Source organism: Pseudomonas sp. WS 5411 (assembly GCF_012985595.1).
In the GTDB taxonomy this organism is placed as follows: Bacteria; Pseudomonadota; Gammaproteobacteria; order Pseudomonadales; family Pseudomonadaceae; genus Aquipseudomonas; species Aquipseudomonas shahriarae.
Genome location: NZ_JAARMC010000020.1, coordinates 30,101 through 42,481 on the forward strand (window position 1 = coordinate 30,101; position 12,381 = coordinate 42,481).

Annotated in this window: 12 protein-coding genes; 7 read left to right on the forward strand and 5 right to left on the reverse strand. The window is 59.9% G+C overall.

Translation table 11 applies throughout. The features are described 5' to 3' along the window. The first annotated feature begins 144 nt into the window (after positions 1-144). Both HBR93_RS21160 and HBR93_RS21165 read left to right on the forward strand, forming a co-directional pair. On the forward strand, positions 145-975 hold the full coding sequence (locus HBR93_RS21160; protein ID WP_169961013.1) for an undecaprenyl-diphosphate phosphatase: 831 nt from the start codon (positions 145-147) through the stop codon (positions 973-975). Continuing rightward, entirely contained in the window at positions 975-1,358 is a 384-nt protein-coding gene (locus HBR93_RS21165; protein ID WP_169961014.1) for a DUF1294 domain-containing protein, read from the forward strand. The genes HBR93_RS21160 and HBR93_RS21165 overlap by 1 nt, the downstream gene beginning before the upstream one ends. A gap of 88 nt (positions 1,359-1,446) precedes the next feature. On the opposite strand, the gene HBR93_RS21170 is transcribed toward HBR93_RS21165, so the two are convergent. Further along, positions 1,447-1,797 carry an MmcQ/YjbR family DNA-binding protein gene (locus HBR93_RS21170; protein WP_057440098.1) on the reverse strand — a complete coding sequence of 117 codons (351 nt, stop codon included), beginning with the start codon at positions 1,795-1,797 and terminating at the stop codon, positions 1,447-1,449. A gap of 11 nt (positions 1,798-1,808) precedes the next feature. Further along, on the reverse strand, positions 1,809-2,717 hold the full coding sequence (locus tag HBR93_RS21175) for a LysR substrate-binding domain-containing protein (RefSeq protein WP_057440099.1): 909 nt from the start codon (positions 2,715-2,717) through the stop codon (positions 1,809-1,811). Positions 2,718-2,842: 125 nt separating this feature from the next. Between HBR93_RS21175 and HBR93_RS21180 the strand changes: the two genes are divergently transcribed. Next, on the forward strand, positions 2,843-3,454 hold the full coding sequence (locus HBR93_RS21180; RefSeq protein ID WP_169961015.1) for an FMN-dependent NADH-azoreductase: 612 nt from the start codon (positions 2,843-2,845) through the stop codon (positions 3,452-3,454). 184 nt (positions 3,455-3,638) lie between these two features. Further along, positions 3,639-4,676, forward strand: coding sequence for a dienelactone hydrolase (locus HBR93_RS21185; protein ID WP_115128152.1), 1,038 nt, complete (start codon positions 3,639-3,641; stop codon positions 4,674-4,676). Here HBR93_RS21185 and HBR93_RS21190 read toward each other — a convergent pair. Continuing rightward, positions 4,670-5,842 carry an MFS transporter gene (locus HBR93_RS21190; protein ID WP_115128153.1) on the reverse strand — a complete coding sequence of 391 codons (1,173 nt, stop codon included), beginning with the start codon at positions 5,840-5,842 and terminating at the stop codon, positions 4,670-4,672. The two genes, HBR93_RS21185 and HBR93_RS21190, sit on opposite strands and share 7 nt — an antisense overlap. Before the next feature lie 178 nt (positions 5,843-6,020). Next, entirely contained in the window at positions 6,021-7,607 is a 1,587-nt protein-coding gene (locus HBR93_RS21195) for an ABC-F family ATPase (RefSeq protein WP_071610063.1), read from the reverse strand. Positions 7,608-8,077: 470 nt separating this feature from the next. Between HBR93_RS21195 and HBR93_RS21200 the strand changes: the two genes are divergently transcribed. Beyond that, positions 8,078-8,890 carry a class I SAM-dependent methyltransferase gene (locus HBR93_RS21200; protein WP_057440103.1) on the forward strand — a complete coding sequence of 271 codons (813 nt, stop codon included), beginning with the start codon at positions 8,078-8,080 and terminating at the stop codon, positions 8,888-8,890. Between the two features lie 126 nt (positions 8,891-9,016). Here the strand turns inward: HBR93_RS21200 and HBR93_RS21205 are convergent, their stop codons facing one another. Further along, the gene (locus HBR93_RS21205) at positions 9,017-9,427 is read right to left on the reverse strand and encodes a TIGR03067 domain-containing protein (RefSeq protein ID WP_169961016.1); all 411 of its coding nucleotides are present in this window, start codon (positions 9,425-9,427) and stop codon (positions 9,017-9,019) included. A gap of 406 nt (positions 9,428-9,833) precedes the next feature. On the opposite strand from HBR93_RS21205, the gene HBR93_RS21210 reads away from it, so the two are divergent. Together HBR93_RS21210 and lpxO are read left to right on the forward strand one after the other, a co-directional pair. Beyond that, positions 9,834-11,177, forward strand: a complete 1,344-nt coding sequence (locus HBR93_RS21210) for a Wzz/FepE/Etk N-terminal domain-containing protein (protein WP_169961017.1) — start codon at positions 9,834-9,836, stop codon at positions 11,175-11,177. A gap of 284 nt (positions 11,178-11,461) precedes the next feature. Next, positions 11,462-12,361: a lipid A hydroxylase LpxO gene (lpxO, locus tag HBR93_RS21215; protein ID WP_057440106.1), complete on the forward strand. Its 900-nt coding sequence runs from the start codon at positions 11,462-11,464 to the stop codon at positions 12,359-12,361. Positions 12,362-12,381 lie beyond the last annotated feature (20 nt).

The window sequence follows — 12,381 nt, forward strand, 5'->3', positions numbered from 1 at the left end:
AAAAAACCTGAGTACTGCCTGATTTTTCACAGAATTTTGGCAGGTCAGCCTTGATCCTGCGCGCGGCCTTGCCGCGTGCTCATCGTTAGTGAACACCTAGAAAATATCAACGAGGCATGCCGTCGCATGACCTTTGGGGGAATAATGGATCTTTGGACCGCCTTTCAGGCATCGATACTTGGCATTGTCGAAGGGCTGACGGAGTTCTTGCCGATCTCCAGTACCGGGCACCAGATTATCGTCGCCGACTTGCTCAACTTCGGTGGCGAGCGCGCCATGGCGTTCAACATCATCATTCAGCTGGGCGCCATCCTGGCGGTGGTCTGGGAATTCCGGCGCAAGATCCTCGACGTGGTGACCGGCCTGCCGACCCAGCGCAACGCCCAGCGCTTTACCGTCAACCTGCTGATCGCCTTCCTGCCGGCGGTGGTGCTGGGGGTGATTTTTGCCGACCTGATCCACGAATACCTGTTCAACCCGATCACGGTGGCCACTGCGCTGGTGATCGGCGGGGTGATCATGTTGTGGGCCGAGCGTCGCGAGCATGTCATCCATGCCGAAACCGTCGATGACATCACCTGGAAAGACGCCTTGAAAGTGGGCTTTGCCCAGTGCCTGGCGATGATTCCAGGGACGTCGCGTTCCGGCTCGACCATTATCGGTGGCCTGTTGTTTGGCCTGTCGCGCAAGGCTGCCACCGAGTTTTCCTTCTTCCTGGCGATGCCGACCATGGTCGGGGCGGCGGTGTACTCGGGCTATAAGTACCGTGACCTGTTCCAGCCTGCGGATCTGCCGGTGTTTGCCGTCGGTTTTGTGGTCTCGTTCATCTTCGCGATGATTGCAGTGCGTGGCTTGCTCAAGTTCATCGCCAGCCACAGCTATGCAGTGTTTGCCTGGTACCGCATTGCGTTCGGTTTGCTGATCCTGGCCACCTGGCAGTTCGGCTGGATTGACTGGGCGGCGGCCAAGGCGTGATGACAATCCAGCATCTGCGCTTGAAGGCTGTGGTGTTTGCACTGTTGTGTGCCGTGCCGTTGTTTGGCGCGGCACTGCTGGCGTATCGCGGGGTGTCGCTGATCCCGTTGGCGGCCTATGGCCTGGTCAGCGTGGTGACGTTTTGCCTGTACTGGAGCGACAAGCGCAAGGCCCAGAGCGATAGCTGGCGCACCCCGGAGAAGATCCTGCATGCCATGGAGCTGGCCGGTGGTTGGCCGGGTGCCTTGGTTGCGCAGCAGGTGTTCCGGCACAAGACGCGCAAGATGTCTTATCAAGTGGTGTTCTGGCTGATTGTGTTGCTGCACCAGGTGTTCTGGATTGATCAGTTGTTTCTGGGCGGCACGCTGCTGGCAGTCTTCTAGCCGCGTGGGGCTTGAGAGCGAAGCTGCGCCCACCGGGGTATGTGCATATCTCGATGATCAAGTTGTGTACAAGACGACCTGGACTGGCTTACTCGTCCAGCCTCAGGCCGATTTGCGTGCGTTTGGGCAGTTTGCTCACCACCAACTGGTGGGAGCGCTGCAGCAAGCCGCGCAGTTCTTCGCCGCCCAGTGGGTAGGGCAGCTGCATGATGATCCACTGCGCCCGCGCCAGGTACGGCGCCGGGTGGATGCCGGGGCGGTCGACGTGGCCAAGGAACAGTTCCTTGTCGACCTTGAACGCCAGGGAGTCGCCGCGCAGGTTCTGCAGGGCAAACATCTTGTTGCCGGCAATCGAGAACACCCGCACACCGCCCCACTTGTAATCCTCCCGTGCACCGGGCAAGCCCAGGCAGAACTGGGCTACGTCGTCTTCGGTCATGCTCCGGGTACTCATAGCAGTCGATCTCCGCAACTGTTGAAGGCATGGGCCAGAAAGTCGATCCAGGCGCGCACCGCTGGGGATACGCCGCGTCGATGCGGGTACACCGCTTGCAGCCAGCCACCGGGCAGCGACCACTCGGGCAGCAGTTGCACCAGTTGGCCACTTTCCAGCTCCTGCTCGCAATACATCATGGGCAGCACGGTGAAGCCCAGGCCGGCAAGGGCGCTGGCCTTGCGCACCAGGAAGTCGTCGATGCCCAGGCGGGCCTCCATCGCCAGGTCGGTGGCATTGCCGGCAGGGTCGAGCATGCGCAGGTGGACCATACGGTCGGCTTCCAGGGCGCCCAATACCGGCAGGTGTTTGAGGTCGGCCGGGCTGTTGATCTGGCGGTCGCGCACAAACTCGGGGCTGGCGACCATGGCCGTCTGCGCCTGACGCAGGCGGCGGGTCACCAGCAGTGGGTCTTCGTCCCCCAATTCGCGCACACGCAAGGCTACGTCTACACCCTCGGCCACCAGGTCGACGCGGCGATTGATCAGCATCATCTCCAGTTGCACCAGCGGGTGGGCCGCGAGGAATTGCGCCACCACCGTCGGCAGGATTTCGTGGGCCAGGCCCACCGGGCAACTGACCCGCAGCCGGCCCCGGGGTTCGCTGGACATGTTGACCACGGCTTCGTCGGCCATTTCCGCTTCCAGCAGCATCGCCTGGCAGTGCCCCAGGTAGCGTTCGCCGACGGCCGTCAGGGTCAGTTGCCGGGTGGTGCGCTGTAAGAGGCGGGCGCCGAGGCGTTCTTCCAGTTCGGCAATGCGCCGCGACAGCCGCGACTTGGGGATGCCCAGCAGCCGGCCAGCCGCCGCGAAGCCACCGGCTTCCACCACCTTGGCGAAATAGTAGAGGTCATTGAGGTCTTGCATGTTGGGCCTATTGTCCTGTCAGTGGGACGAACTATCGCATTTTAACCGGCTAATCGGCTATTGGATTGATCTGTAGGATTCTCCCCATCAGATCGCCGGTGGCGATCCTCACTTGGAGATCCCACATGAAACTCTTGCATATTGATTCCAGCATCCTCGGTGACAACTCGGTATCCCGCCAGTTGAGCGGCGAAGTGGTCAAGGCCTGGCAGGCGGCTGAGCCGGGTGTCGAAGTGACCTACCGTGACCTGGCCAGCGAAGGTATCACCCATTTTTCCGGGATTACCCTGGGCGCGTTGGGCACCGCCGCCGAGTTGCGTGATGCCGTACAGAAGCACGAAGCTGACCTGAGCGCCTCGACCCTGGCCGAGTTCCTGGCTGCCGACGCGGTGGTTATCGCCGCGCCGATGTACAACTTCACCATTCCCACCCAGCTCAAGGCCTGGATCGACCGCATTGCCGTCGCTGGCCAGACGTTCCGCTACACCGAAGCCGGCCCGCAAGGCCTGTGCGGCAACAAGAAAGTCATCGTGGTCTCCACCGCCGGTGGCCTGCACGTTGGCCAACCGACCGGCGTCGGGCACGAGGACTACTTGAAAGTGCTGCTGGGCTTCTTCGGTATCACTGATATCGAGTTCGTACGTGCCCACGGCCTGGCCTATGGTGACGAAGCACGCAGCAAGGCATTGAACGATGCCAATGCGCTGATCAGCGAGCAGTTGTTCGTCGCGGCGTAAGCACGAGCGCCTTTCAATCTGATTCGGGCTGTCTAAACTCTGTATTCTGCTAGCTTCAATGCCGGCGGAATACGGAGTTTTTTGTTTTGAACCGGCGAATATGGCGCAGCTTATGCAACACCGGGTCATACCGCCCGAGGCTGCATCGGCCTGCAGGCGTCACCCAGCACAGGTGGACATCCCCATGATGCGTCTTTGTGCAGTCTTGCTGGTTTCCCTGCTCGGCGGCCTCGTTTCAGTGCACGCCGCTGTCGCCCCGCACCCCCATTGGAGCGTGGGCTATCACCGCATGAGCTTTCTTGACCCGCTGGATTCGCAGCCGATGAAAGCCATCGCGTTTTATCCGTCCACGGGTGATGAACATCTCAGTCAGGTGGGGGCGTATCGCGTCGCCGCCGCCGAGGACGCCAAGGTCGCCATCGGCCGCTTCCCGTTGCTGATGCTGTCCCATGGCAACACCGGCACGCCCCTGGCTTTGCACGACCTGGCGACGTCGCTGGCGCGCAAGGGGTTTGTGGTGGTCGCCGTGCTGCACCCGGGCGACAACTATAAGGACCACAGCCGCCTGGGTACCTTGAGTAACCTGTATGGCCGGCCGATCCAGATTTCTGCGGCGATTACCGCGACCCTGGGCGACCCGATGCTGTCGCCGTTCGTCAACGTGGGCCAGGTAGGGGTGATCGGCTATTCGGCGGGCGGCGAGACGGCGCTGATCCTGGCCGGGGCCAAGCCGGATTTCGAGCGTTTGCGCCGCTATTGCCAGGAGCGTCCTGAAGACCGCGACGCCTGTACCTCTAAGGGTGAGCTGGTGGTCGACCGCGATGACCTGCAACCCCAGGCCGACCCACGGATCCACGCGTTGATGCTGATGGCGCCGCTTAGCCTGATGTTCGGTCGTCAGACCCTGGGCGACGTGCATGTGCCGGTGCTGCTGTACAGCGGCGATGGCGACAAGCTGGTAGCCGTGGATAAAAACGCCGCCGCCCTGGCGCGCAAGCTGCCACAGCCGCCGGATTTCAAACTGTTGGCCGGGGCTGGGCACTTTATTTTCATGGCCCCTTGCGATGACGAGCAACTGGCGCTGATGCCGGCGCTTTGTACCGATGCCGATGGGGTGGACCGCGAGGGTATTCACCGCGACCTGATCTCCGAGGCCGGGCGTTTTTTCGGGCGCACCCTCGGCCAGCACTCGCGGGCCGGGATGCAGACTGCGGATCAGTAGGCCCGGCGCATCAGCAGCCAGGTCAGGCCCAGGCCCGTGACGGACAGTAGTGCCGCGCAAAAGAAAATCCACGAGTAGCCCAGGTTCAACGCCACCGCACCCATCAGCGGTCCGGCAATCGCCAGCGCCAGGTCAAAAAACACCGCATAGGCACTCAGCCCGGCACCCCGGCTGCTGTTGGGCACCTGTTTGATGGCTTCGACGCCCAGTGCCGGGTACACCAACGACAAGCCAAACCCGGTGAGGCCGGCGCCGATCAAGGCAATGGCGGGCGAGGGCGCGAGCCATAGCAGGGTCAGGCCGAGGGTTTCCAGGGTCATGCAGGCAATCGCCGCGCGAAACCCGCCAAAACGGCTGATGCTCGAGATAAACAGCAGGCGCGAGAGGATAAAGCAGATGCCAAACACCGTCAGGCACCAGGCGGCGCCGGTCCAGCCGCGATTGAGGTAGAACAGGGCAATGAAGGTGGTCAGGGTGCCGTAGCCAATGGACGCCAGGCACAGGCTGGCACCAAACGGCGCGATCCGCCCGAACACCGCCCAGAACGGCAGGCGCTCGCCGCGCACCACCGGCACCGAGGGTTTTTTGCGGATCAGCACCAGGCCCAGGGCTGCCAGCACGGCCAGCGCGGGACCGAGGCTGTTGTAACCGTATTGCGCAACCATCACCACGCCCAGCGGCGCGCCAATGGCGATGGCGCCATAGGAGGCGATGCCGTTCCAGGAGATCGAGCGCGCGGTGTGTTCGGCGCCGACCTGGCCCATGCACCAACTGATGGTGCCGACACCGATCAGGCCCTGGGCCACGCCCAGCAACACGCGACCGACCAGCAGAATCCCCAGACTCAGGCTGGGCAGGCTGTGCAGCAGCGTGGCAAAAAACGTCAAGACACCGCTGAGCAGAATACCGCTCAAGCCCAGCACGATCGCGCGCTTGGTGCCGACGTTGTCCGACATGCGCCCGGCCATGGGGCGGCTGAGGAGGGTGGCCAGGTACTGTGAACCGATGGTTACGCCGGCCACCACGGCGCTGAAACCCAGTTGTTCATGGACGTAGCCGGGGATCACCGCAATCGGCAGGCCAATGCAGATAAACGCGATAAAGGTATAGAAGACGATGGAGACGATCTGCAGGGTGATCGACAGGGAGCTGGGGGCGGCTGGCATGGAGGCTCATTCGCGGCAGGGCGGTGAACGCATCATGGCAAGGGCTTGGAAGAAAAGGAAGCAGGCTAACAATCATCGGCCCTGACGCGCCGTTGGTCGAGCCTGGAAATGCAAAAAGCCCCGTCACTGCTGACGGGGCTTTTACTTGCAGCGTGTGGCTAACCGCTATTGGCGGCCCTTAAAACACCACGCCCTGGCTACGCAGGTAGTCGTCATAGGTGCCGCTGAAGTCGATCACGCCGCTTGGGCTCAGCTCGATGATGCGGGTGGCCAGGGACGATACGAACTCACGGTCGTGGCTGACGAAGATCAGCGTGCCCGGATAGTTTTCCAGCGCCAGGTTCAGCGCCTCGATGGATTCCATGTCCAAGTGGTTGGTCGGTTCGTCCATGACCAGCACGTTGGGCTTTTGCAGGATCAGCTTGCCGAACAGCATGCGACCTTGCTCACCACCGGAGATGACCTTGACCGACTTGAGGATCTCATCGTTGGAGAACAGCATGCGGCCCAGGGTGCCGCGGATCACTTGTTCGCCCTGGGCCCACTGGCCCATCCAGTCGAACAGGGTGACGTCGTCTTCGAAGTCGTGGGCGTGGTCCTGGGCGTAGTAGCCCAGTTCGGCCGCATCGGTCCACTTCACGCTACCGGCGTCCGGGGTCAGTTCGTTGACCAGGGTGCGCAGCAGGGTGGTCTTGCCGATACCGTTCGGGCCGATGATCGCCACGCGCTCGCCGGCTTCAACCTGGAAGCTGAAGTCCTTGAACAGGGTCTTGCCGTCAAAGCCTTTGGCCATGCGCTCGACGATGACCGCCTGGCGGTGCAGTTTCTTGGTCTGTTCAAAACGGATGAACGGGCTCACACGGCTCGAAGGCTTGACCTCGGCCAGTTGGATCTTGTCGATCGCCTTGGCGCGGGAAGTGGCCTGCTTGGCTTTCGAGGCGTTGGCCGAGAAGCGGCTGACGAACGATTGCAGTTCGGAGATCTGCGCTTTCTTCTTGGCGTTGTCCGACAGCAACTGCTCGCGGGACTGGGTCGCCACGGTCATGTACTCGTCGTAGTTGCCCGGGAACAGGCGCAGCTCGCCGTAGTCCAGGTCAGCCATGTGGGTGCACACGCTGTTCAGGAAGTGACGGTCGTGAGAGATGATGATCATCAGGCTGTTACGCTGGGTCAGGATGTTTTCCAGCCAGCGAATGGTGTTGATGTCCAGGTGGTTCGTCGGTTCGTCGAGCAGCAGCACTTCCGGATCCGAGAACAGCGCCTGGGCCAGCAATACGCGCAGCTTCCAGCCTGGAGACACTTCGCTCATCGGGCCGAAGTGCTGCTCGATGCCGATACCCAGGCCCAGCAGCAGTTCACCGGCACGGGATTCGGCGGTGTAGCCGTCCATTTCGGCGAACTCGGTTTCCAGCTCGGCCACGGCCATGCCGTCTTCTTCGCTCATTTCCGGCAGCGAGTAGATGCGATCGCGCTCGGCTTTGACCTTCCACAGCTCTTCGTGACCCATGATCACGGTGTCGATGACATTGAATTCTTCGTAGGCGAACTGATCCTGGCGCAGCTTACCCAGGCGCACGTTCGGCTCCAGCATGACCTGGCCGCCGGACGGGTCGAGGTCGCCACCGAGGATTTTCATGAAGGTCGACTTGCCGCAACCGTTGGCACCGATCAAACCATAACGGTTACCGGCGCCGAACTTGACCGAGACGTTCTCAAACAGCGGCTTGGCGCCGAACTGCATGGTGATGTTAGCTGTGGAGATCAATTACTTTACCTATCAATAGCTTGGGGTGCGCTTATTTGGGCCGGGACCCATTCGGAGCCCGGGCCAACGGGCATGCGTCAACAGCGACATCAAGGCGTGAAGCCCAGTCGCCGAGCAGAAAATATGGGGTGTATGTTGGAATTTGGCGCGCATTGTCGCATATGTGCGGCGTGAGTTATATGACAGGCAGGCGTGTCGGGCCGCTGGAAGTGCCTGGTTTGTCTTTTTTTTGCGGAAATTTTTACAAAAAGCCTCGAGTTGTATCGAAACTGTATCGACCGTCCGATCTGTGTTTGTTAACAGTTGAACATCCAATGACCGTGGATTAAGTTTCCAGCGTTCGCCCTGCAGTGATGGCTCTTTACCGGTTCAAGGATGGCGAGGCTGTCGGTGCGGGGCGAACTCCCTTCTGTTTTCTTGACGGCGCTCATCGCCATCGTGGTGCGCACGTTCAATGGTTTGGAGACGCAATGGACACGCTGTCTGCTCAACAGGCAATCGCCAGCAACAAGGCCGCCTGGAACGAATCCGCCGAACACCACAAAGCTACCGAGCACTGGCAAAGCCTGCTCGCGGATGTCGGCGCGCCTGATTTTTCCTGCCTGGATCCCACCCTGACCACCCTGTTAATGCAGGTGGGCGTCAAGGGGCGGGACGCCGTGCAACTGGGTTGCAATAACGGCCGTGAAAGCCTGTCGCTGTATGGGCTGGGCGCCAGCAGTGTGGTGGGGGTCGACCAGTCCGATGCATTTCTGGCACAGGCGGCGGAGCTGGCCAGTCGCTCACCCCATGCGCCCGAGTTTATCGAAGCCGATATTCATCATTTGCCCGAGCGGTTGCAGGGGCGTTTTGATATCGCCCTGATCACCATCGGGGTGTTGGGTTGGATGCCGGATATCGGGCTATTCATGGGGCATGTCGCCAGCACCCTCAAAGACGGCGGGACGCTGGTGATCTACGAGACTCATCCGATCCTGGAAGTGTTCGACCCCGAAGCGCCGAACCCGATGCTGCCGGTCACCTCATATTTTCGCCGCGAGCCTTTTGTGCAGCACGAGGCGATTGTCTATGAAGGCCCGAGTAACAGCGCAGCCGCGGCGTCTTACTGGTTCGTGCACACCTTAGGCGAGGTTGTCAGCGCGGCCATCGCGGCAGGCTTGCAGATCAGCCACCTGCAGGAGTACCCGCACTCCAATCGCGAAGAGCTCTACGACCAGTACGAGAACCAACCGGCGCAACTGCCGATGTGCTACACCCTGACCGCCGTCAAGCGCCCGGCCTGAAGGCAAAAAAAGGCCCGCTGGGGCGGCGGGCCAAGGGATTCATCTGAGGAGTTGGGTCTAACCTAGCGCGCCAAACGTGAATACTTCGTGAAAATCCTGTCGCAAAAACGAATGCCCCTCATCCGTTCATGACCGGCGTACGAAAGTGCGCATTGTCTGCCCTGGCGTCGTACTGAAACGCGTCGGCCGGGGCATGCCTTCATCCGCCGCGATAAACACGAAGCGCTCATCATCCAGGGTGTAACTGGCGGGCAGGTGCTTTCCGGCGTCGGCACCGATGGCGTCGATCCAGGTGATGCTCTTGGGCGTGGTGCGGGCGTCCAGGGTAAAACTGCCCTGCAGTAATACCTCGCCATCTTGGGTCATGACCCGAAACTGATCCCCCTCGATTGTGGTCAGCGCGCCGGGCGCACTGTGTTCATCCGGTGGGTTGGCGATGCCGCTGTCTTCCAGGGCGATTTGTTCCCAGGTGCCTTGCAGGGCTTGTTTATCCTTTTCGGTCGGGCACTGCGTGGAGCGGGAAGGGGACGAGGGCATGTAAAAAATCCTTTTTGATGCGACATATAAATGGCGGGCCCGCCAACAGCAAGAAATGCTCCGTAGCAAGTTCCGTTAAAAGATTTTGCAGGAAATTTCCCAAAGTTGTGCTGCGGTCGGTTTTTTTCCTTTGCCAGCAGATATTTAAAGCGATTCTGACATATCGTGAGCGCGGTGGTTTCCGATATGTCGTCTACGCTGATCAATGCCGTATATGACATTATTTTTTCTGAATGAAAACAATCTGAGTGCGGTAGGGATTTTTTTAGTGACACAATGGTCGGATAACCGTCGCCTCGTGTCGTATTGGCTATATCCAGGGCGTTGTCCCTGTATTTTCAGTTGGTTATTCAGATCTATCGTGTAGTGGGCAGCCAGCGTCCACTTTTAGAAGGGTGTCCCCATTTTGAACAGAGCTCCCCAGGTGCAAGCCCCCGTGGTGTCCGATGAAATTGATTTATTTGATCTGTTCCACTCAATCTGGCGACAAAAGAAACTGGTCATCGGTTGTACCCTGTTTGCCGGCGTGATTGGCGTTGGCTATGCGTTGCTGGCGCCCCGTGAGTATCAGGTCAGCAGCGTGCTTCGCCCGGCGGCTATCAATGAGCTGGATGCCCTCAATCGCTCCGAAGTCTACAAATTGCCACCAGCGGACGCACTGGCCAAAGTCGGCGCGCAACTGGATTCGTATGACGCACGACTGAGCTTCTTCAAGGCCAACCCCGCGTTGTTCCAGGCGTTTCAGGAGCCAGGGCGCAGTCTTGAACAGAGTTTCGAAGCGTTCAACCGTAACTCGATCAAGCTGATCCTGCCCGACCCGAAAAAATCCGACTCCCTGAGCAGCTATATTCGTCTCGAACTGCAATACCCCGCGGACATTGACGGGGTGGCGATTCTCAACGGCTTTGTTGATTACGCCATTGCCGCAGAGCGTGAGCAGGTGGGCGCCGACCTCAAGGTGATCGTCAACAACCGCCTCACCGAGCTCAAAGGCAAGATTGACGCGGCGCGCTCCAATTATGAAACCGACAAGGAATCGAAGATCGCCAAGCTGCTGGAGGGCGACAAGCTCAAACGCGCACAGCTGGAAGATGAACTCAGTGCCCTGCGCCTGCAGATGAAAATGCAGCGTTCCAACCGTCTGGCAGAGTTGAATGAAGCGATCTCGATTGCCAAGTCCATGGGCATCAAGAACCCGACCACACCTTCGTCCATGGCCGATGCCGGGCGTAGTGGCTCCAGTCAGGTGATGCGTACCGAGGTCAATAACCAGCAGATTCCCCTGTACTTCCTCGGCACCGATGCCCTGGAAGCCGAGCGCACGGCTCTGCAGCAGCGTACCAATGACGACTTCACCAATAGCCGTGTTGCGGAAATCGGCAAGGAGCTGCAACTGCTGGAGGTCAATCGCCAAGTCGAAGTCATGAAGCGGCGGGGCAATGAAGATATTTTCCTGCAGGACGTCGAGCCCTTGCGTGCTGAAGTGGCACGCCTGCGTGGCCTGAATATTGATATGAGTGCGTTGAAACTGGTAACGATTGACCGGCGCGCGCAAGAGCCACTGAGCCCGATCAAACCGAAAAAAGTCCTGGTGGTTGCATTGAGCCTGGCCGTCGGCTTGCTGCTGGGGATGTTCGTTGCGCTGGTTCGCCATCTGGTCCTGACGCGGCGCCAGACTGTGGCCTATTCAGGCCTGGACGATGACCGTTTTACCCGGCGTGAACGCAAGGATGACTCGCCATTGGGCTGAGTCACACCGGACCTTTCCCGGGCTGCGTCGCAGCCCGGCACTCCCGCCACCGCCCGTTCGAGGTGGCGCGGCTATACAGTCGGAAGACACCTTTTCACAATTCTTAGTTAACCTTTGGTTACAAACTATGGCTAAAATAACTGCCATTGGCCACTATCCGAATTGTCTCCAAGACGGTCGTGGGTCTGTTAATGAATTGTGATTTCAGGTGCTGCATTTTCCATCCCCAGCCCAGTAGGGCCTGGCGGAGCAGCCTGTACTCTTCTGATATGTGACGAATTCCCGTGAAACTCATTATTGTTGCTCTGTACGTTGCGTCCATTGCGTATGTCCATCTGCGTGGCCGGGTGCGACATAAGCTGGGCCGTCAATTAAGCGACCACTCCACCTTCCTCGCCCCGGTCAATTGCTTCCTTTACCTGTTCTCCAAGCTGCCCGGCCGGCCGTACCTTGCCCCCAGTGACTTCCCCGACCTGAGCCCGCTCCAGGAGCATTGGCAGGAGATCCGCGAGGAAGGCCAGAACCTGATGCGCGCCGGCGAGATCAAGCGCTCCGACCAATACAACGACGTGGGCTTCAACTCGTTTTTCAAATCGGGCTGGAAGCGTTTCTACCTCAAGTGGTACGGCGACAGTCACCCCTCGGCCATGAAGCTGTGCCCGCGCACTACCGAGCTGGTGCAAAGTATCGGCTCGATCAAAGCGGCGATGTTTGCCGAACTGCCGCCAGGTTCCAGGCTGGTCCGCCACCGCGATCCTTATGCTGGCTCCTATCGCTACCACCTGGGGCTGGATACGCCTAACGATCCAGGCTGCTACATCAACGTGGACGGTGAGAATTATTACTGGCGTGACGGCGAGGCGGTGATGTTCGATGAGACCTACATCCACTACGCCGAAAACACCACGGCGCAAAACCGCATCATTCTGTTCTGCGATATCGAGCGGCCGATGAAATATCGTTGGGCGGCTGCATTCAATCGCTGGTTCAGCCGCAACGTCATGGCGGCCGCCGGCTCACCCAATGATGCCGGGGACAAGACCGGTGGCTTGAACCGCGCCTTCACCCGCCTGTACAAGATCCGCTTGCGGGGCAAGGAGCTGAAAAAGCGTAACCGCACCCGCTATTACCTGGAAAAGTGGGCGATCTTTGCCGGTTTGGCAGTGATTTTTATCCTGATCTGAGCATCAGCCCCCTTGCCACC

Bases quoted from the DNA above. Each gene is read 5' to 3' on its own strand.
- HBR93_RS21170 (WP_057440098.1), bottom strand. From the start codon at position 1,797: ATGACCGAAGACGACGTAGCCCAGTTCTGCCTGGGCTTGCCCGGTGCA.
- HBR93_RS21165 (WP_169961014.1), top strand. From the start codon at position 975: ATGACAATCCAGCATCTGCGCTTGAAGGCTGTGGTGTTTGCACTGTTG.
- HBR93_RS21185 (WP_115128152.1), top strand. From the start codon at position 3,639: ATGATGCGTCTTTGTGCAGTCTTGCTGGTTTCCCTGCTCGGCGGCCTC.
- HBR93_RS21175 (WP_057440099.1), bottom strand. From the start codon at position 2,717: ATGCAAGACCTCAATGACCTCTACTATTTCGCCAAGGTGGTGGAAGCC.
- HBR93_RS21190 (WP_115128153.1), bottom strand. From the start codon at position 5,842: ATGCCAGCCGCCCCCAGCTCCCTGTCGATCACCCTGCAGATCGTCTCC.
- HBR93_RS21205 (WP_169961016.1), bottom strand. From the start codon at position 9,427: ATGCCCTCGTCCCCTTCCCGCTCCACGCAGTGCCCGACCGAAAAGGAT.
- HBR93_RS21200 (WP_057440103.1), top strand. From the start codon at position 8,078: ATGGACACGCTGTCTGCTCAACAGGCAATCGCCAGCAACAAGGCCGCC.
- HBR93_RS21160 (WP_169961013.1), top strand. From the start codon at position 145: ATGGATCTTTGGACCGCCTTTCAGGCATCGATACTTGGCATTGTCGAA.
- HBR93_RS21180 (WP_169961015.1), top strand. From the start codon at position 2,843: ATGAAACTCTTGCATATTGATTCCAGCATCCTCGGTGACAACTCGGTA.